Consider the following 19,707-nt stretch of genomic DNA (forward strand, 5'->3'; position numbering starts at 1 on the left):
CGGACCGACATCATCTCGCATAAATGCCGGACGTCAAGCGTCGGTCACCGTCGCGGCCAGCTCGCCCTCGGCCAGCCGGACGCGCAGCCGATCGCCGCCGGTGACCTCGTCCGGGGCGCGGACCACGGCGCCGTCGGCGCGCTGGACGATCGCGTAGCCCCGCTGCAGCGTCGCCGACGGTGACAGGGTCCGCAGCCGGGCGAGGGTGTGCTCGAGCTCGGTGCCGGCCCGGTCGAGGCGGTGCACGAGGTTGCGGGTCGCGCGGGCGCGCAGGGCGCTCACCTCGGCGGCGCGGGTGTCGACCATCGTCAGCGGGCGCGCGATCGACGGCCGGGAGCGCAGCGCGTCGAGGCGGTGCTGCTCGCGGTCCAGCAGGCCGCGCAGCGCGCGGTCGAGGCGCTGCTTGGCCTGGCCGACGAGGCGCACCTCGTCGCCGAGGTCGGGCACGATGCGCTTGGCCGCGTCGGTCGGGGTGGACGCGCGCAGGTCCGCCACGAAGTCGACCAGCGGCACGTCGGTCTCGTGGCCGATCGCGGAGACGACGGGCGTGCGGCAGGCGAACACCGCCCGGCACAGGGCCTCGTCGGAGAAGGGCAGCAGGTCCTCGATCGAGCCGCCGCCGCGGGCCAGGACGATCACGTCGATGGTCTCGTCGCGGTCGAGCACGGCGAGGGCGTCGATGATCTGCGGTACCGCCGACGGGCCCTGCACGGCGACGTTGATCACCCGGAAGTCCACGGTGGGCCACCGGCGCCGCGCGTTGGTGAGCACGTCGCGCTCGGCGGCGCTGGCGCGCCCGGTGACCAGGCCGATGCGGCGGGGCAGGAACGGCAGCCGCCGCTTGCGCTCCCGGGCGAACAGGCCCTCGGCGGCGAGCAGCTTCTTGAGCTGCTCGAGGCGCGCGAGCAGCTCGCCGACGCCGACCTGGCGGATCTCGTCGGCGCGCAGGCTCAGCGAGCCGCGGGCGGCGTAGAACTCGGGCCGCGCGTGCACGACGATCCGGGCGCCGTCGGTGAGGCCCGGCGCGCCGAGGTCGACGACGTCGCGGTTGGTGGTGACGGTCAGGCTGAGGTCGGCCGACGGGTCGCGCAGCGTGAGGAAGACGGTGTTGGTGCCGGGTCGCCGGGTGACCTGCGCGACCTGCCCGTCGACCCAGATCCAGCCGAGCCGGCCGATCCACTGCCCGATCTTCTGGCTGACGACCCGGACCGGCCAGGGCTTCTCACTGCTCGACGCCTCATCGGTCACCGCCACACCCTATCCGCGCAGGAACGCCAGAACCGCCCGGACGCGGCGGTGGACGTCGTCGTCGGGCGGCAGGTCGAGCTTGGCCAGCAGCCCGTTGATGTGCTTGGCGACCGCCGCCTCCGAGACCACGAGCGCCCGCGCGATCGCCGCGTTCGAGCGGCCCTCGGCCATGAGCGCCAGCACCTCGCGCTCGCGCGGGGTGAGCCGGGCCAGCGGGTCGCGGCGGCGGCCGAGGAGCTGGGCGACCACCTCCGGGTCGACGACGGTGCTCCCGGCGGCCACGCGGTCGACCGCGTCGGCGAACTCGGCGACGTCGCCGATGCGGTCCTTGAGCAGATAGCCGACGCCGGCGCGACGGCCGGACTCGAGCAGCTCGGCGGCGTAGGTCTGCTCGATGTACTGGCTCAGCACCAGCACCGGCAGCCCCGGATCCTCGGCGCGCAGCCGGATCGCGGCCTGCAGGCCCTCGTCGCTGAACCCGGGCGGCATCCGCACATCGGTGACCACGAGGTCGGGCCGGTGCTCGCGCACGGCCGCCACCAGCGCGTCCGGGTCCCCGACGGCCGCGACGACCTCGTGGCCGAAGCGGCGCAGCAGACCGGCGATGCCCTCGCGGATGAGCACGCCGTCCTCGGCGATCACGACCCGCACGGCAGCTCCACGTGTACCACCGTAGGCCCTCCCGCCGGACTGGCCAGCGCCACGGTTCCGCCCGCCGCCGCCACCCGGTCCGCGAGCCCGGACAGCCCGGTGCCCCGAGCCGGGTCCGCGCCGCCGCGGCCGTCGTCGCGCACCTGCACGCGCAGCCACTCGCCGCTCACCGAGGCGGCGACGCGGGCCCGGGTGGCGCGGCTGTGCTTGGCCACGTTGGCGAGGGCCTCGACGACGACGAAGTACGCGCAGGCCTCCACCGTCGCCGGCAACCGCTCGGGCAGGGCGACGTCGACGTCGACGGGCAGCGGGGCGCGGTCGGCCACCTCGAGCAGGGCCGCGTGCAGTCCCCGGTCGGAGAGGATTTTCGGGTGTACTCCCCGGATGAGCTCCCGCAGCTCCGTCAGCGCCTCCTTGGCCAGCTCGTGCGCGCGGGCCACCGGCTCGGCCCCCGGCGCGCCGGGGGCCAGCTCGAGCCGGGCCAGGCCGAGCTGCATGGACAGCGCCAGGAGCCGCTGCTGGGCGCCGTCGTGCAGGTCGCGCTCGATGCGCCGCCGCTCGACCTCGAACGCGTCGACGAGCCGGGCCCGGGAGCGCGCCACCTCGGTGAGCTCGGGGCTGGTCTCCATCCGCGGGCCGAGCACCGCCTGCGTGATCGCGGCGCGGGCGGCGGCCCAGGCGGTGAGCGGGTACAGCAGGACGATCGCCAGCACGACGCCGAAGACGGCCCCGGCGAGCGTGAGCGCGAGCGGGGTGCCGTCGTCGACGTAGAACGGGGCGCCCACGAGCGCGGCCACGACCCACGCCCACAGCGCCACGACCATCCCGTCGAGCCAGCACAGGGCCGTGACCATGAGCATCGTGTATCCGAGCTCGCGCCACGTGGCCGGCTCCGACAGCCGGGTCGTGATCCACGGGCGGAGGCCGGGGCGGTCGGGGCGGCGGTGCGGGTCGGTCAGGCGCACGTCGTCGACGAGGCGCAGGCGGCGGCGCTCGACGCGGGCCACCACGATGCCCGACAGCGCCGCGGCCAGGAAGCCGGCCAGCCCGATCACCACGAGGGTCAGCGCCGCGCCGCCGAGCAGCAGGACGATCAGCGCCGAGCCGGCGGCCGCGCCGAGGGCGGCGCCGCTGGTGAGGTACAGCAGTGAGCGCCACGGCCACCAGGACCGCAGGAACCGCATCGGCGGCAGCCGCAGCGCGTCCATGACCGAACGGGGCCGCATGCTGCCGACCGTACCGGCGCGGCGCGCCGCCCGCGGTAGTGCTGGCGTTACGGAACCCGGCTGTGACGCTGGTCATGCCGAGGGGCCGTTCGCCGCCTTCGCCGCGCTCGCGGGCCGGGGGTGGCAGCGGGTGGCACGTACCATGGCGGGGTGACTGCTTCGAAGCGCGTGCTGCTCGCCAAGCCCCGCGGCTACTGCGCCGGTGTGGACCGCGCGGTCCAGACGGTGGAGGAGGCGCTGAAGCTGTACGGCGCGCCGATCTACGTGCGCAAGGAGATCGTCCACAACAAGCACGTGGTCAGCACGCTGCAGGCCAAGGGCGCGATCTTCGTGGAGGAGAACGACGAGGTGCCCGAGGGCGCGATCGTGGTCTTCTCCGCCCACGGCGTCGCCCCCGAGGTGCACGAGCAGGCCAAGGCGCGGGCCCTGCGCGCGATCGACGCCACCTGCCCGCTGGTCACGAAGGTCCACCAGGAGGCCCGCCGCTTCGCCGCGGAGGACTACGACATCCTGCTCATCGGCCACGAGGGGCACGAGGAGGTCGTGGGCACCACCGGCGAGGCCCCGGCCCACATCCAGCTCGTCGACGGCCCGGAAGGCGCCGAAAAGGTGACCGTGCGGGACCCGTCGAAGGTCGTCTGGCTGTCGCAGACCACGCTGTCGGTGGACGAGACCCTGGAGACGGTCTCGCGGCTCAAGAAGCGCCTGCCCCTGCTCATGTCCCCGCCGAGCGACGACATCTGCTACGCCACGTCCAACCGCCAGGACGCCGTCAAGGCGATGGCCCCGAACTGCGACATCGTCCTGGTCGTGGGCTCGCAGAACTCGTCGAACTCCCAGCGCCTGCGCGAGGTCGCCGTGGACGCGGGCGCCAAGGCCGGCTACCTCATCGACTACGCGACGGAGATCCAGGAGTCCTGGCTGACGGACGCGGCGACGGTGGGCGTGACCTCGGGGGCGTCGGTCCCCGACGAGCTGGTCATGGACGTGCTGGACTTCCTGGCCAAGCGCGGCTTCACGGATGTGGCCGAGATCACGACGGCGCAGGAGAAGCTGGTGTTCTCGCTGCCGCAGGAGCTGAAGCGCGACATGAAGGCCCAGGCCGCGGCCCGCGCCGCCGAGGTGGCCAAGACCCTCGGCTGAGCCTCCGCGGCGCGCGCCTTCGTGCGCCGCGGACCGTGCCGCCGATCCCGGGCGGTCCTGGGTCTGGCGTGCTGCCTGTCACGTCCGGCGGGCGTCGCGGCCGTTCACCGTGTCGGCGCCTCGGGGTTCCGCGGCCTGCGGGGTCGACGGCGTCGGGCTTTTCGGCCCGCGGCCTTCGATGGGGCAGGCCGAGGTTCGACGGGCTCGCGGACGGCCCGGGCGGCAGTGGCCCGGAGTGCCGGAGCGGACCTGGAGGGCTCTGGAACGGGCGGGAAATGCCCACCAAAGCCGGGCAATACGGCACCCGGTGTCGGAGGCCGTACTCGCCTCTGTCGCAGACATGATCGAGTCGGTGCTTGCGGGCATCTAAGGTCGCGCCATGTTCGGACTCGGCCGGAAACCCGGCGCCAATGCGATCACCGTTCGCGGCGAGATCGTGCACGTCGATTTCGGCTCGCAGAACGTCGACAGCCACGGCGGGACCCGGTCGGCTCGATACACCGTGCGCGTACGCGTCTACCCCGACGACGTCGCCTCCTTCGAGGCCTCCATCAAGGTCAAGCTGCGCGGCACCGCGGGGCCGATGATCGGCGAGGAGACCTGGGTGCGCTACGAGCCCGGCAGCCCGGCCCGCATCGACTTCGACCGCGACCGCATCAAGGACCGAAGCTACGACCGCGTCCAGGCGAACCCGGGGCTGCGCGTGGTGGTCGACACCCTGTACCGCCACGGCGATCCACCGGTGAGCGTCATCGCCACCGCTCGCTGAACCCCGCGGTCGCGCCCGGAGGTGGCGCCGGCCGGTCACCGCCGGGGCGCCGGGCCGTCGCGTCGCACGGCCGGCGGCGGCGGCGGTGCCGTCGGGGCTGGTGGATCAGTCCAGGGTGACCGGCCGCGGACCCGGCAGCGTCGGCGCGCAGCGCCCAGCGGTGCCTGGCGGGAGCAACGGTTCGCACCACCGCGGACCCGAGTCATGGCCTGGACAAGCCGACGGCCCCGGGCCCGCCGCCCGGAGCCGTCCGCGCCGGATCGTCAGAAGTCGCCGCCGAAGTCGCCGAAGTCGCCCCCGTCGCCCCAGTCGCCGCCGCCGTCCCAGTCGCCGCCGTCACCGTCGCCGCCGTCGTCCATGGCCTGGTCGAAACCCTGGTCGTAGCCGGCGTCCTGGCCCTGCTCGAAGCCGGCGTTGTACGCCGCGTCGTAGCCGTGGTCGCCCCAGGAGTTGTCGAAGAGGGCGTCGAAGACGAGCACCGAGCCGATGCCCCAGGCGCCGGCCACGAGGGCCGTCTTCCACCAGGGCTCGGAGTACCAGCCCGCGGGCACGCCGCGGCCGGCCACGGCGCCGCCGGGGTAGTAGTACGGGGTGGCGTTGCCGGGCTGGGGGCTCGCGCGGTACGAGTGGCCCTGGACGGAGACCTCGCGCTCCTTGGTGATCTGGCCGGCCCGGGCGCCCGCCAGCGGGGGCACGTCGGGCCCGGGGTCGAGGCCCATCGCGGTGCGGGCCGCGCGGATGTACATCAGGCCTTCCAGCGACGTCTCCCGCGCCAGGTCGTACTGCTTCAGGCTCGTCGCGCGCTCGAGCTGCCCGCCGGCCGCGTTGTACCGTTCGCTCGCGTCGACCAGCGCCTGCTTGACGGCCGGCTCGTCGCCGGAGAGGTTCATGAGCTGGCCGCCGAGCCGCTCGTACCAGCGCAGGGCGTCCTCCCGCGCATCGGCCAGCTGCTGCGCTTCACGCTTCCTGCGACCGAAGCCGAACACCGTCACCACTCCAACCAGGACGAGTAACCCATGCCTTCGACGGTACCGGTTTCTGTCATACCCCTACGGCATGCTGAATACCGTGGATCTCGCACTCCTGATCATCGGCCTCCTGCTCGGCGCCGCGCTCGGCTGGTATGTGGCCCGATCCCGCTCGGCGGTCGACCTCGCCAAGCTCGAGGCGACGCTGCAGGCCACGCGGGAGGGCGAGGCGCGCCTGGAGGCCTCGCTGCGCTCGCTGACCCTGGAGGCGCGCGGCCAGACCCAGGACGCCGTGGCCGACGCGGTCGCGCCGCTGAACGAGGCCCTGCTGCGCTACGAGCGCCGGGTCGCCGACCTCGAGCGGGACCGGGTGGGGGCCTACGAGTCGCTCCGCGAGCAGGTGCGGGCCATGCACGAGGTCTCGGGCGAGCTGCGCACCGAGACGCGGCGCCTGGTCTCGGCCCTGCGCGCGCCCACGGTCCGCGGCCGCTGGGGCGAGCAGCAGCTGCGGCGCATCGTGGAGGCCGCGGGCATGCTCGAGCACTGCGACTTCGAGGAGCAGGTGAGCGCCGCGACCGAGGACGGCGTCGTGCGCCCCGACCTGGTCGTGCGCCTGCACGGCGGCCGGCAGGTGGTGGTCGACGCGAAGGCGCCGCTGGAGGCCTACCTCGCCGCGCTCGAGTCCCCCGACGAGCAGACCCGCACGGCCAGGCTGACCCAGCACGCCAAGCACGTGCGCGCCCACGTCGAGGCGTTGTCGGCCAAGCGGTACTGGTCAGCCTTCGAGCCCGCCCCCGAGTTCGTCGTCCTCTTCGTGCCCGCGGACACGTTCCTGGACGCGGCCCTGCAGCACGACCCCGGCCTCCTCGACCACGCCTTCGCCCGCAACGTGATCCTCGCCACCCCCGCGACGCTGGTCGCGCTGCTGCGCACGATCGCTTACGCGTGGCGCCAGGACTCCCTCACGACCAACGCGCTCGCCGTGCACCAGACGGGCCGCGAGCTGTACGCGCGCCTGAGCACCATGGGCGAGCACCTCGCGAAGGTCGGCACGTCGCTGTCGACGGCGGTGACGTCGTACAACCGCGCGGTCGGCTCGCTGGAGGCCCGCGTCCTGGTGAGCGCGCGCCGGCTGGCCGAGCTGGGCGTGAGCGGCGACGCCCTGCCCACCCCGCCCCAGGTCGAGGCGACGCCGCGCCAGTTGCAGGCGCCGGAGCTGGTCGAGGACGAATACGAGGCGCTGCTGGCCGCGCTGCGCGAGGACCCACCGGCGAAGTAGCAGCGCCCGTGCCGCGCCGGTTCGCTCGCCGCGCCGGGTGGCGGCCCGAGCCATGACCGAGCGGCCCCTCAGTAGCGGCGACTGCCCTGAGCCCCCCGCAGCGCCCGCTCCGCCAGCGTCAGGTCCGACGCCGCCGCGCGGGCGAAGGGGCTCGACGCGCCCAGGAGCTCGGCGTAGACGGCCTGGGCCGCGCGGTACTCCGTGATGGCCTCGTCCAACCGGCCCAGGTCGTGCAGCACGCTCGCCAGCCGGTGCCGGGAGACCGCGGTGTCCAGGTGCACGGGGCCCAGCAGGCGCAGCCGGCTGCCGAGGACCGCGCGGTGCTCGGACTCCGCGTCGCCCAGGCGGCCCGCGTGGTGCAGGGCCGAGGCCAGGAGGCTGCGGCTCATGAGGGTGTCGCGGTGCTCCGGGCCGAGCAGGCGGGCCCGGGCGCGCATCACGGTGCGATGCTCCTCGATGGCCCGGTCGAGCTCGCCCATGTCCTGGTAGACCTTGGCGAGGTTGCTGCGGCTGATCAGCGTCTCCTGGTGGTTGGCGCCCAGGACGCGGGTGCGCGACTCCAGGACCCGCTGGTGCTCGCCCTCGGCCCGGGTCAGGTCGCCGAGCTGGTGGTAGATCGTGGCCAGGTGGCTGCGGCTGGTCAGCGTGTCCGGGTGGTCCTCGCCCAGGATGCGCACGCGGGCGGTCAGGGCCTCGTCGCACTCGACCAGGGCCTCGGCCAGGCGGTCCAGGTCGCGCAGGACCGTCGCGTGCTGGTCGCGGGCGGTCAAGGTGTCGGGGTGGTCCCAGCCGAGGGCGTGGGCGCGGGCGTCGACGATCTCGCGGTAGGCCTCCTCGGCCTCCTGCAGCTGGCCCCGCCAGTGCAGGTCGGTCGCGCGCTGCCAGGTCGCCGAGTCGTCGTAGACGCGCGGGGCCGGCGCCGGGGCGGGGGACGGGCGGCGGCGCGGCTCGGGGGCCGGCCAGTCGGCCGGGTCGGGCTCGTCGTGGTGGTGCTCGGCGGCCGGGGAGCCGTAGACGGTCGAGGACGTCATGTGCGGGTAGACGTCGTCGTCATCGTCCATGCGCTGGGGCTGCTGCTGGGGGATGGGGGGCTGCGGCGGGGGCGCGGGCCGGGCCGGGAACCGGGCGGGCTCGAACGGCTCCGGCTGGTCGTAGGCCGGCTCGTAGTCGTCGAGGATCTCCGACGGCACGTCGATCGGGGACTCGCGTTCGCGGCGGCGCAGCTCGCGGCGCAGGGAGACGATGGCGTCGGAGATGGCGTCGGAGTGGTCGCCGATGCGCCAGGCCACGGCCGAGACCGGGCGGTCCAGCGCGGTGCTGAGCTGGCGGACCGAGCCGAGGATCGAGTCGTCCGGCGAGGCGTTGATGATGACCAGCGCGGCCTGGAACGAGGCGGTCGGGCCGACCAGCAGGGCCTGGAGGGTCGCCTGCATGCGCGAGATCGAGAAGCCGGTGCCGGCCCGGATGTCGACGATGATGTGGGCCTCGGACATGGCGATCGGGCCCAGGAAGTAGCCGAAGACGGGCTGCAGCTTCTGGCCCTCGCGCCCGGCGGCCTCGTAGAGGGCGGCGTTGGCGCCCTCGTGGTAGGCGATGGCCTGCGGGGCGTGCCCGCGGATGAGCTGGACGAAGCGGTCGTACGCCCCCTCGGCGTCACCGTCCTGCTGCGCCCGGCCCGCGGAGGCCAGCCGCTCCTCGCGGTCGGTGGAGCGGATGTTGATCGTCCCGCCGGACAGGCCCGCGAGCCCCACCAGGACCCCGGCCCCGACCAGAACGGCGGCCCCGGCGGTGCTGCGGAACTGCACCGTCGTCAGCACACCCAGGCCGACCAGCGCCAGCCCGACGAACACGACGAGAAATCGGGTCTGGCCACTCCAGCGTCCGCCAGTCATCGGTCCTCTTCATCCGCGCGGTATCAGAGTCGTGGTCATGCCCTGAAACAACCGAGATGACCCTCCATAGATCCATAGCGTGACGAGAATCTTCCCATGAACCGATGTATCCACGGTAGATCGACGGCGTGAACCCCGCCATTCACGCGAGCGGGCGCGGATGGCTGTCGGTTACCCGACAGATCTAGAGCAGCGAGTCGCGCCACTGGGCGTGCAGCTCGGCGTAGTGGCCGCCGCCGCCGATCAGGGTCGCGGGCGGGCCGTCCTCGACGATCCGGCCACCCGACATGACCAGCACGCGGTCGGCGATCTCCACTGTGGACAGGCGGTGCGCGATCACCAGCGCGGTGCGCGAGGCCAGGATCGTGCGCAGCGCCTGCTGGACGAGCCGCTCGCTCGGGATGTCCAGCGAGGACGTCGCCTCGTCGAGAATCAGCACCGCGGGGTCGGCCAGGAAGGCACGCGCGAACGCCACAAGTTGGCGTTGTCCGGCCGAAAGGCGTCCCCCGCGCTTGCGAACGTCGGTGTCGTAGCCCTGCGGCAGCCCGCGGATGAAGGCGTCCGCGCCGATCGCCGCGGCCGCCGCCTCCACCTCGGCCCGCGTCGCGCCCGGGCGGCCGAAGGCGATGTTGTCGGCGACGGTGCCGGAGAACAGGTAGTTCTCCTGGGTCACCATCACGACGGCCCGGCGCAGGTCGTCCTCGGCGAGCGAGCGCAGGTCGACGCCGTCGAGCGCCACCGTGCCGGCGGTCGGGTCGTAGAACCGGGCGACGAGCTTGGCCAGCGTGGACTTCCCGGCCCCGGTCGCGCCGACCAGCGCGATCGTCTGCCCGGCCGGGACGAACAGGTCCAGCGGCGGCAGCACCGGGCGCCCGGCGTCGTAGGCGAACTCGACCGCGTCGAAGGTGAGCTCGCCCCGCGCCGCGGCGAGGCGGACCGGGGAGCGCGGCTCGGCGACCGCCGGCGGCTCGTCCAGTACCGCCGCCAGCTTCTCCAGGGCGGCCGTCGCGGACTGCAGCGTGTTGTAGAACTGCGACAGCTCCTGCATCGGCTCGTAGAACCGCCGCAGGTAGAGCAGGAACGCGGCCAGCACCCCGACCTCGGTGCGCCCGTGCAGCACCCGCCAGCCGCCGAAGGTGAGCACCACGGCGATCGAGACGTTGCCGATCATCTTGATCGCGGGGGAGTACGTCGCGACGAGCCGCTGCGCGTGCAGGCTCGCCGCGCGGTAGTCGTCGTTGACCGCGGCGAAGATCTCGTCGTTGCGCCGCTCGCGCCGGAACGCCTGCACCGCCCGGATGCCGCCCAGCGACTCGACGAAGTGGATGATGACCAGGGCGATCGTCTCGCGGGTCCGCCGGTACGCCCGCGCGCTGGCCCGCTGGAACCAGCGCGAGAGCCACAGCAGCAACGGGAACGACGCGAGCGTGACCAGCGCCAGCGGCGGGTCCAGCCACAGCAGGATGCCGGCCACCGAGAGCACCGACAGCGCGGCGAGCACCAGGTCGTCCAGGGCGCCGTCGGTGAGCTCGGCGATGTTGTCGACGTCGCTGGTGAGCCGCGCGATGACCCGGCCCGAGGTGAACCGCTCGTGGAAGCCGATCGACAGCCGCTGCAGGTGGTCGTAGACGCGGGTGCGCAGGTCGAGCAGCACCGCGTTGCCGACCCGGCCGGACATCGCCAGGAACGCGCGCCGGGTGCCGAACTCGGCCGCGGTGGCCACCCCGAACAGCACGGTGACGAGCACGAGCGTCGGCGGGTGCCCGATGCCCCGGTCGATGCCGAGCTTCACCAGCAGCGGTCCGGCCATCCCGGCCAGGTTCTGGGTCAGCAGCAGCGCGACGAGCACGCCGATGGCGGCCCGGTGCGGGCGCAGCAGCGAGCCCAGCAGCCGCCGGCTGGCCACGCGCTCGGTCGGGTCGGGCTCCTCCGTCGCGGTACCCCGCCACCGCTGCACGTCAAGCGCCACGCAGCACCTCGCGATAGCCGGGGCACGTGGCCAGCAGGTGCGAGTGGGTGCCGATCGCCGCCAGGCGGCCGTCCTGCAGGAACGCCACCCGGTCGGCGAGGGCGATCGTCGAGGGCCGGTGCACCACCAGCAGCGCCGTCGTCCCGGCCAGCACCGTGGCCAGCGCCGACTCGACGAGCGCCTCCGTGTGCACGTCCAGCGCCGACAGCGGGTCGTCGAGCACGAGCACCCGCGGCCGCCCGACGACCGCGCGGGCCAGGGCCAGGCGCTGGCGCTGCCCGCCCGAGAGCGAGAGCCCCTGCTCGCCGATGCGCGTGTCGAGGCCCCAGGGCAGGTCGTACGCGAACCGGGCCTGGGCGATCTCGAGCGCCTCGGCGATCTCGGCGTCGGTCGCGTCGGTCCGCCCGAGCGTCAGGTTCTCCCGCACGCTCATCGAGAACAGCGTCGGGTCCTCGAACGCGGTGCCCACGATCCGCCGCAGCGAGTCCAGCTTCAGGTCGCGCACGTCGTGCCCGTCGATGGTGATCGCCCCGGCGTCCACGTCGTAGAGCCGCGGCACCAGCGAGACCAGCGTCGTCTTGCCGCTGCCGGTGAGCCCGACGATCGCGACCGTCTCGCCCGGCTCGACCTCCAGGTCGATGCCGCGCAGCACCGGCCGGCCCGGCTCGTAGCCGAACGCCACACCGGCGAAGCGCACCCGTCCCTCCACTGTGGACGGGCTGACGGCGCCGGGGCGGTCCACGATGGACGGCGGGGTGTCGAGCACCTCGTAGATGCGCACGGACGCGCTCATCGCCTCCTGCGCGTTGGCGATGATCCAGCCGAGGATGTCGATCGGCCAGACCAGCATCACCTGCAGCGCCACGAACGCGACCAGCGTGCCGACGGTGAGCTGGCCGCGGGAGACCTGCACGGCGCCCGCGACCAGCACGACCGCGAGCGTCACGTTGGGCACCAGGTCGAACTGCGAGAGCGTGCGGGCCACCATGCGGCTCTTGCCGACGCCGAGGTCGTGCACGTGCCGGGCGCCGCCGGTGAAGTGCTCGCTCATGTGCTCGCGCCGGCCGAACGCGCGGATCACCCGGATGCCCTGGGCCGACTCCTCGACCCGCGTGGTCAGGTCGCCGATGGCGTCCTGCAGCTCGCGGGAGGCGGCGAAGTACCGCGCGGTGAACCGCCGCACGATCAGGAACAGCGGGATCGCGCTGAGCGCCACGAACACGCCCAGCGGCCAGTACAGGTGGATCAGCAGGCCCGACACCGCCAGGTAGGTGGCCAGGTTGAGCACGAAGAAGAAGAGCCCGAAGGACAGGAAGCGCCGGATCGAGGACAGGTCCGCGGTGGCGCGCGAGAGCAGCTGGCCGGACTGCCAGCGGTCGTGGAACTCGATCGGGAGGCGCTGCAGGTGGGCGTACAGGTCCTCGCGCAGCCGCGCCTCCATGCCCGCCGAGGAGGCCGACTGGGCCCAGCGCCGCACGAAGCTCAGCGCGCTCTCGCACACCCCGAGCGCGATCGCGAGCCCGCCCAGCAGGAACAGCCCGCGCACGTCGCCGTGGCGCACCGGGCCGTCGACGACGCGCTGGATGAGCAGGGGGATCGCGAGGCTGGCGGCGGTGGACAGCACAGCGGCGACCATCGACCACGCGGTGAGCCGGTAGTACGGCCGCAGGTACACCCGCATCCGCCACAGCGCGTGGGCCTTGCCGGGAGCGCCGCTGGACCGCCGCGCCTGCGGGGGCGCGGCGGTCGTCGGCATGCATCCAAGCTACGGCCCAATTACATCGGCGCCAACCGATATTCAGATGGCTTCATGATCCAGCAGCCAGCGCTTGACCGGCAGCCCCCAGCGGAACCCGCCGAGCGTCCCGTCCAGCCGCAGCACCCGGTGGCAGGGCACGAACAGCGCCGCGGCGTTGGTCGCGCAGGCCATCGCGGCCGCGCGCACCGCGGCCGGGCGTCCGGCCCGCTCGGCGAACCCGGTGTAGGTCACCGGCGCGCCCGCGGGCACCTGCCGCAGCACGTCCCACGCGTGCGCGATGAACGCGCCGCCGCGCTGGCGCACCGCGACGCCGTCGATCGCGGTCAGGTCACCGTCCACATAGGACTGCAGGGCCTTCAGCGGTACTCCCGCATCGGCGCGCCGCTCGACCGTGCCCGAGAGCTTCGCCAGCGCCATGAGCCCGGGCACGTCGGTGGTCCAGCCGCTGGCCAGCACCGTCTCGTCCGCGTCGGTGAGCATCGTGAACTCCCCGGCCGGAGTGTCGGTCGTCGTCCAGAACACGGTCACAGCATCCTCCAGAGTCGAATGGCGGCGTAGGACCGCCAGGGCCGCCAGCGCTCGGCGTGGGCGGCAAGAGCCTTCGGGGTGTCCGGGAGCCCGGCGGCCCGCGCCCCGCGCAGCACCCCGAGATCGGTCGGCAGGAACGCGTCGGGGTCGCCGAGGGCGCGCATCGCCGTGTACTGCGCGGTCCAGTCCCCGATGCCGGGCAGCGCCTTGAGCCGCTCGACGGTCTCGTCGCGGTCGCCGCCGCCGTCGAGGTCGAGCGCGCCCTCGGCGACCGCGGCCGCGAGCCCGCGCAGGGTACGCCGGCGCGCCTCGGGCATCGCGAACGCCTCGTCCGGCAGCGCCAGCAGCTCCGGCGCGGTCGGGAACAGCCCGGCGTCGGCCGCGATGAGCTTGCGCAGCACCGTGCGCGCGGCGGCGACCGAGATCTGCTGGCCGACGACGGCCCGCACGGCGATCTCGAAGCCGTCGGTCGCGCGCGGCACCCGCACGCCCTCCTCCTTGAGCACCATCGGCGCCAGCGCCGGGTCGGCGCCGAGCACGGCGTCGACGGCGGCCGGGTCGGCGTCGAGGTCGAACAGCCGCCGGCAGCGCGCCACCGCCGGCGCGAGGTCGCGCAGGTCGGTCAGGCGCAGCGTGGCGGCGACGTGGCCCTCCCGCGGGGTCAGCGTCGCCCGGCCGGGGCCGTGGGGCAGGCGCAGGTTGCGGTGGTACCCCGCCTCGTCCAGCCCGTCGATCCCGGCCACGGCCCGGTCGCCGAGGAACGTCAGCAGCGCCTCGGCGTGCAGGGGGGCCCGATACGGCAGCCGTACCGTCACCACGCCCTCGTCCACCTCCGGCTGCGTGCGCCGCTCGCGCATCTGCGACGGGGTGCGGCCGTAGATCTCGCGAATCGTGTCGTTGAACTGCCGCACGCTGCCGAACCCGGCCGCGAACGCGATGTCGGCCAGCCCGAGCCGGGTCGTCTCGATGAGCACCCGCGCCGTCTGCGCGCGCTGGGCCCGGGCCAGGGCCAGCGGGCCGGCCCCCACCTCGGCGGTGAGCATGCGGTGCAGGTGGCGCTCGGTGTACCCGAGCCGGCCCGCGAGCCCCGGCACCCCGTCGCGGTCGACCACCCCGTCGGCGATGAGCCGCATCGCGCGCCCGACCACGTCGCCGCGCACGTCCCAGTCGGGCGAGCCCGGGGCCGCGTCGGGCCGGCAGCGCAGGCACGCGCGGAAGCCCTCGCGCTGCGCGGCCGCCGCCGTCGGCAGGAACCGCACGTTCTCCCGCTTCGGCGTGATGGCCGGGCAGGACGGACGGCAATAGATCCTGGTCGACTTGACAGCCGTGACGAACACGCCGTCGAAGCGCGAGTCACGGCTGGTGGCCGCCTTGCGGCAGGTTTCGAAGTCGAGTTCCACGACTCCATCCTGCCCCGTGCCCGACCCGGCGACTGGCGGGATTCGGACGTCCATGTGGGTGGTCCCCGGCCCTAGTCTGGTGCGCATGACTGACCACGAGGCCACCGAGGGACTTGAGGCCGCCGACCCCGAGCCGCGGATCGTCCAGGTCCACGGCGAGCACGGCGAGACCATTTACGCACTGGACCAGGACGGCGACAACGTGGCCGACGCGGCCGCGTACGACGACGACAACGACGGCGTGATCGACCGGATCGCGATCGACACCGACGGCGACGGCACGCTCGAGACCGAGATGCGCGACCTCGACGGCGACGGGCGCATCGACGCGGTCTTCGTGGACACCGACGGCGACGGCCACAAGGACGTCGCGATCCTCGACTCCGACGGCGACGGCGAGTTCGACCGGGTGATCGTCGACTCCGACGGCGACGGGCGCATCGACACCGACATCCGCGACACGAACCACGACGGCCGGGCCGACTTCATCGCCCGCGACGAGGACGGCGACGGCCGCCGCGACTACACCATCACCGACAGTGACCACGACGGCCGCTTCGACACCGTGCACTACGACGACCCGAAGCACGACCCGCTGGCCCAGGCCTGAGCGAACCGGCCGCCGCCCCTCTCGTCACGGGCGGCGGCCGTTCGTAGGCTGGCGATCATGTCGGAGGACACGGAGCTGCTGGACCCGGCCGAGCAGAGTGTGTACCGGCTGCTGGTGCGCCTGGCGGTCGCCGGCGCCGACGACCTCGCCGACCGCGCGGACATCCCGGCCGCCGAGGTCACCCGCCTGCTGGAGTCGCTGCGGGCCAAGGGCCTCGCGCGCGGCGGCCCGATCTTCGAGCCGCTGCCGCCCGACGTCGCGCTCGGCGACGCCCTCCTGCGCCGGCAACGCTCGCTCGAGTCCGCGCGGCGGGTGGTGGCGGGGCTGACGGAGGAGTACCGCGAAACCTCCCGGCGGCGCATCGCCGACCATCTCGTCGAGATCGTGGTGGGCGCCTCGGCCCTGCGCGAGCGGCTGCGGGACATGCAGGACTCGGCGCAGGAGGAGATCCTGTGGTTCTGCCGCGTCAACCCCATCGCGATGGCCGGCCCCGACAACACCGAGGAGTCTTCGGCACTGGCGAGGGGGGTTCGGTACCGTGCGATCTACGAACGCGCCCTCATCGAGATGCCCGGCGAGCTCGACGGCATCGCCGCTTCGGTGCGCCGGGGCGAACGCGCACGGGTGGTCGACGCCCTGCCGGTCCGCCTCGCGATCGCCGACCGCACCATGGCGCTCTGCCCGCTGGTCCCGGACCGCGACCGCGGCCTGGTCGAGCCGACGGCGGCCCTGATCCGGCGGGGCGAGCTGCTGGACGCGTTCGTGGCCCTGTTCGAGGCGGCGTGGGAGCGGGCCACCCCACTGCTGGACGGCGACGCGCAAGCGGGTCCCGCCGGGGCGGACCGGCTGCTGTTGTCGCTGTTCGTGGCCGGCTTCCCGGACAAGTCGATCGCCTCGCAGCTGGGGGTGAGCAAGCGCACCGTGCAGCGGCGGTTGGAGCGGCTGATGGCGACGGCCGGGGTGGACACTCGGGCGGGGCTGGCCTATGAGGCGGGCCGCCAGGGCTGGCTGACCTGATCCGTCGCCGCTGGTTTCGTGGCCGGCGCGGAACAGCTTCGGCTTGACGCCGCGGATGTCCACATGGCGCCATGTCCGGATTACGGCACAGGCCGGACATGTCGCGAGAATGCGTCGGGATTCAGACTTCTCGGTCGGGTGGCTCGGACGATCCCCCCTCAACTGTCCGATCACCCATGCCCGGGCCGCGCGTCGTCGTTCAGCCCTCCACCTCAGCGACGCCGCGCGGCCCACCCAGTTCCTCGGCTCACCACGCACGCCGCCCGCCGGGGCCGATCGCCACGTATCCAACCGCCCCACCCGCGCCGCGTCTGTGCACTGCGCCGCGTCTGTGCGCCCGCGCGCCGAGTCCTGTGCCGGGTGGACGCGTGACCATGTGACGCGTCCGTGCGTGGGGGCGGGGTAGGGCGCGTCAGATGGCGTTTGCGGCCCGCTGAGACAGCCACCGAGCGCCGAAGTCGACCAGTTCGCGCTGTCGCATCAGGCGGGCCGTCCCGGCGCCCACGGGGCCGACGCGCTCGGCTCCGGTGACGGCGGCGAAGTCCTTGGCCAGGGGCTCGAAGAGCGAGGTGTCGTCGTCGAGCTCGCGATAGGTGACCCAGCGGCGAGCGCCGTCCACGAGGACGGGGGAGCCCTGGCGGTGGTAGGACTTCGGGGCGTCCGCGCGGTACTCGGCCAGGTGCAGCGAGGTGTTGTTGTCGTGTCCGACGCCGAGCAGGAGGACCCACGCGTCGGCCTCGTACAGCTTGGCCAGCGGGGAGGACTCGCCCAGGCCGTCGTCCAGGTCGTGGCCGGCGGTCACGTGCTCCGCGAGGGGGCCGAGGGCGGCGAAGGAGACCGTCGGGTGGGCGCTGCGCCGCGCGCCGGGGAAGGTGCGGAAGCACTCGGCGATCGCGCCCATGTGGGCCGTTGGCGTGGTGCGCGGGTCGTAGGCCGGGGTCTCGGCGCGGATGGTCTCCCACCAGGACTCGGGGACCGGGGGGTTGCCCCAGTCGGCGGGCTCGGTCAGGTGGCGCGAGTGGGCCGGCATGACGAGGGTGCCGTCCGGGCCCAGCGCCTCCAGCAGCGCGAGCACCACGGCGTGGGCGCCGCCGGCCACCCAGCCCAGCCTCGACAGGGAGGAGTGGGTGATCACGGTCGCGCCCGGGGGCAGGCCGAGGGTGCGCAGCCCGGCGGCGATGGTACTGATCGTGCCGGGGCGGGTCGCGCGGGCTACGGCATCGGCTTCCATCGGCCCATCATCTCCGTCGGCGGGGCGGCCGGCTTCCCGACCGTCCTCGGCGGGTTTTGTATCGGTGTCACAGAATGTTGGGCATGGTGCGGTGGACGCTGTCCGGGTTCGGGGACGAGATCGATGCGGATCCGGCGGTACAGCTGCCGGTGCTGCTGGCTCTTGGGGCCCGGCACATCGAGGTCCGCAGCGCGTGGGGGGTCAACGTCGCCGAGCTGGGCGACGAGGACGTGGTGCGGCTGGCCGACGTGCTCGCTCGGCACGGGGTCGGGGTCTCGGCCGTCGCGTCGCCGATCGGCAAGTGCGGGGTCTTCGATGATCCGGCCGTCGAGCAGGCGCGGCTGGAGCGGGTGGTGTGGGTGGCCCGGAGGCTTTCGGCACGGTACGTCCGGCTGTTCTCCTTCTACCGGCCCGACGGCGTCGCGGCCGAGGACGTGCGCGACACGGTGCTGCGGCGGATGCGCGGGTTCGCCGACGTGGCCGAGCGGGAGTCGGTCGTGCTCGTGCACGAGAACGAGAAGGCGATCTACGGTGACACGCCCGGCCGCGTGCTGGACCTCGTCGAGTCCGTCGGGTCGCCGGCGCTGCGGGTCGCGTGGGACAACGCGAACTTCGTCCAGGTGGGCGTGCGGCCCTTCAGCGAGGGTTATGCGATGTTGCGGCCGTTCATCGAGTACCTCCAGGTGAAGGACGCCCGCGCCGCCGACGGCATCGAGGTGCCGGCCGGGGCCGGGGACGGGCAGCTCGCCGAGACGCTGACCGCGCTGCGCGACGACGGTTTCGCGGGGTTCGCCTCGCTCGAGCCGCACCTGTCCGACCCGGCCTTCCCGGACGTGCTCTCGGGGCCGCGGCGGTTCGGGGAGGCGGCCCGGGCGTTCCGAGCGCTGACCGATGAGCTGGGGATCGAACTGGGCTGAGGGCGGGTTGCGTAAGCTGACATGTCGTGGCACTCAGCATCGGCATCGTCGGCCTGCCCAACGTGGGCAAGAGCACCCTGTTCAACGCCCTGACCAAGGGTGACGCGCTCGCGGCGAACTATCCGTTCGCGACCATCGAGCCCAACGTCGGCGTGGTCGGGCTGCCCGACGCGCGGCTCGGGCGGCTGGCCGAGCTGTACGACTCGCAGAAGGTCATCCCGGCGCCGGTGTCGTTCGTCGACATCGCCGGCCTGGTGCGCGGGGCCTCGAAGGGGCAGGGGCGCGGCAACGCCTTCCTGGCCAACATCCGCGACGCGTCGGCGATCTGCCAGGTGGTGCGGGCGTTCTCGGACCCCAACGTGGTGCACGTCGACGGCAAGGTCTCGCCGCGCGACGACATCGAGACGATCAACACCGAGCTGATCCTCGCCGATCTGCAGACGATCGAGAAGGCGCTGCCGCGGCTCGAGAAGGAGGCGAAGGTCCGCAAGGAGCGCGCCGGCGTCGCCGCGGCCGCGAAGGCCGCCTCGGAGCTGCTCAACGAGGGCAACACGCTCTACGCGGCCGGGTTCGACGTCTCCGAGCTCGGTGAGCTGCACCTGCTGACCGCGAAGCCGTTCCTGTACGTCTTCAACGTCGACGAGGCCGGCCTGTCCGACGAGGCCTTCCTCGGCGAGCTGCGGGCCCTGGTCGCCCCGGCCGAGGCGATCTTCCTCGACGCCAAGATCGAGTCCGAGCTCACCGACCTCGACGAGGACGAGGCCCTGGAGCTGCTGGCCTCGATCGGGCAGCCGGAGCCGGGCCTGCACCAGCTGATCCGGGTGGGGTTCCGGACGCTCGGGCTGCAGACGTACCTCACCGCCGGGCCCAAGGAGGCCCGCGCCTGGACGATCCCGATCGGGGCCACGGCTCCCGAGGCGGCCGGCGTCATCCACTCGGACTTCCAGCGCGGCTTCATCAAGGCCGAGGTGGTGTCGTTCGAGGATCTGATGGCGGCGGGCGCGATGAACGCGGCCAAGGCCGCGGGCAAGGTGCGCATCGAGGGCAAGGACTACGTGATGCAGGACGGCGACGTGGTCGAGTTCCGCTTCAACGTCTAG

17 protein-coding genes are annotated in these 19,707 nt (G+C 73.6%); 7 read left to right on the plus strand and 10 right to left on the minus strand.

Features of this window, described 5'->3' with window-relative positions:
• Positions 1-33: 33 nt before the first annotated feature.
• The 3 genes from xseA to ACQP1P_RS04575 are packed head-to-tail and all read right to left on the minus strand — an operon-like array spanning position 34 to position 3,125.
• Positions 34-1,248: an exodeoxyribonuclease VII large subunit gene (gene xseA / locus ACQP1P_RS04565; RefSeq protein WP_433083394.1), complete on the minus strand. Its 1,215-nt coding sequence runs from the start codon at positions 1,246-1,248 to the stop codon at positions 34-36.
• 9 nt (positions 1,249-1,257) lie between these two features.
• Positions 1,258-1,899, minus strand: a complete 642-nt coding sequence (locus ACQP1P_RS04570; RefSeq protein ID WP_433083396.1) for a response regulator — start codon at positions 1,897-1,899, stop codon at positions 1,258-1,260.
• Positions 1,887-3,125: a sensor domain-containing protein gene (locus ACQP1P_RS04575; RefSeq protein ID WP_433083398.1), complete on the minus strand. Its 1,239-nt coding sequence runs from the start codon at positions 3,123-3,125 to the stop codon at positions 1,887-1,889. Before ACQP1P_RS04575 ends, ACQP1P_RS04570 begins: the two co-directional genes overlap by 13 nt.
• 150 nt (positions 3,126-3,275) lie before the next feature.
• Between ACQP1P_RS04575 and ACQP1P_RS04580 the strand changes: the two genes are divergently transcribed.
• Together ACQP1P_RS04580 and ACQP1P_RS04585 are read left to right on the plus strand one after the other, a co-directional pair.
• A complete protein-coding gene (locus ACQP1P_RS04580; RefSeq protein ID WP_433083400.1) occupies positions 3,276-4,268 on the plus strand; it encodes a 4-hydroxy-3-methylbut-2-enyl diphosphate reductase in 993 nt (330 codons plus the stop codon).
• A gap of 379 nt (positions 4,269-4,647) precedes the next feature.
• Complete coding sequence (locus tag ACQP1P_RS04585; protein ID WP_433083402.1) at positions 4,648-5,037, plus strand: hypothetical protein; 390 nt, start codon at positions 4,648-4,650, stop codon at positions 5,035-5,037.
• A 263-nt stretch (positions 5,038-5,300) separates the two neighbouring features.
• On the opposite strand, the gene ACQP1P_RS04590 is transcribed toward ACQP1P_RS04585, so the two are convergent.
• Positions 5,301-6,023: a hypothetical protein gene (locus tag ACQP1P_RS04590; RefSeq protein ID WP_433083404.1), complete on the minus strand. Its 723-nt coding sequence runs from the start codon at positions 6,021-6,023 to the stop codon at positions 5,301-5,303.
• 82 nt (positions 6,024-6,105) lie between these two features.
• On the opposite strand from ACQP1P_RS04590, the gene ACQP1P_RS04595 reads away from it, so the two are divergent.
• A complete protein-coding gene (locus ACQP1P_RS04595) occupies positions 6,106-7,284 on the plus strand; it encodes a DNA recombination protein RmuC (RefSeq protein WP_433083406.1) in 1,179 nt (392 codons plus the stop codon).
• A gap of 68 nt (positions 7,285-7,352) precedes the next feature.
• Here the strand turns inward: ACQP1P_RS04595 and ACQP1P_RS04600 are convergent, their stop codons facing one another.
• From ACQP1P_RS04600 to ACQP1P_RS04620, 5 genes are all read right to left on the minus strand, one after another.
• Positions 7,353-9,176 (minus strand): tetratricopeptide repeat protein, encoded by a 1,824-nt coding sequence (locus tag ACQP1P_RS04600; protein WP_433083408.1) that lies wholly within the window; start codon positions 9,174-9,176, stop codon positions 7,353-7,355.
• Positions 9,177-9,360: 184 nt separating this feature from the next.
• Entirely contained in the window at positions 9,361-11,145 is a 1,785-nt protein-coding gene (locus tag ACQP1P_RS04605) for an ABC transporter ATP-binding protein (RefSeq protein ID WP_433083410.1), read from the minus strand.
• A complete protein-coding gene (locus tag ACQP1P_RS04610) occupies positions 11,135-12,826 on the minus strand; it encodes an ABC transporter ATP-binding protein (protein ID WP_433089831.1) in 1,692 nt (563 codons plus the stop codon). Before ACQP1P_RS04610 ends, ACQP1P_RS04605 begins: the two co-directional genes overlap by 11 nt.
• A 117-nt stretch (positions 12,827-12,943) precedes the next feature.
• Positions 12,944-13,384 carry a methylated-DNA--[protein]-cysteine S-methyltransferase gene (locus ACQP1P_RS04615; RefSeq protein WP_433089832.1) on the minus strand — a complete coding sequence of 147 codons (441 nt, stop codon included), beginning with the start codon at positions 13,382-13,384 and terminating at the stop codon, positions 12,944-12,946.
• A gap of 44 nt (positions 13,385-13,428) precedes the next feature.
• A complete protein-coding gene (locus tag ACQP1P_RS04620; RefSeq protein ID WP_433083412.1) occupies positions 13,429-14,832 on the minus strand; it encodes an AlkA N-terminal domain-containing protein in 1,404 nt (467 codons plus the stop codon).
• An 85-nt stretch (positions 14,833-14,917) separates the two neighbouring features.
• On the opposite strand from ACQP1P_RS04620, the gene ACQP1P_RS04625 reads away from it, so the two are divergent.
• Together ACQP1P_RS04625 and ACQP1P_RS04630 are read left to right on the plus strand one after the other, a co-directional pair.
• On the plus strand, positions 14,918-15,442 hold the full coding sequence (locus tag ACQP1P_RS04625) for a hypothetical protein (RefSeq protein WP_433083414.1): 525 nt from the start codon (positions 14,918-14,920) through the stop codon (positions 15,440-15,442).
• 57 nt (positions 15,443-15,499) lie between these two features.
• Positions 15,500-16,459 (plus strand): helix-turn-helix domain-containing protein, encoded by a 960-nt coding sequence (locus ACQP1P_RS04630; protein ID WP_433083416.1) that lies wholly within the window; start codon positions 15,500-15,502, stop codon positions 16,457-16,459.
• 412 nt (positions 16,460-16,871) lie between these two features.
• Here the strand turns inward: ACQP1P_RS04630 and ACQP1P_RS04635 are convergent, their stop codons facing one another.
• Positions 16,872-17,690: an aminoglycoside N(3)-acetyltransferase gene (locus ACQP1P_RS04635; protein WP_433083418.1), complete on the minus strand. Its 819-nt coding sequence runs from the start codon at positions 17,688-17,690 to the stop codon at positions 16,872-16,874.
• 83 nt (positions 17,691-17,773) lie between these two features.
• On the opposite strand from ACQP1P_RS04635, the gene ACQP1P_RS04640 reads away from it, so the two are divergent.
• Complete coding sequence (locus ACQP1P_RS04640) at positions 17,774-18,607, plus strand: sugar phosphate isomerase/epimerase family protein (protein WP_433083420.1); 834 nt, start codon at positions 17,774-17,776, stop codon at positions 18,605-18,607.
• Positions 18,608-18,633: 26 nt separating this feature from the next.
• A complete protein-coding gene (ychF, locus tag ACQP1P_RS04645; RefSeq protein ID WP_433083422.1) occupies positions 18,634-19,707 on the plus strand; it encodes a redox-regulated ATPase YchF in 1,074 nt (357 codons plus the stop codon).

The organism is Dactylosporangium sp. CA-052675, from assembly GCF_050947935.1.
GTDB lineage: Bacteria > Actinomycetota > Actinomycetes > Mycobacteriales > Micromonosporaceae > Dactylosporangium.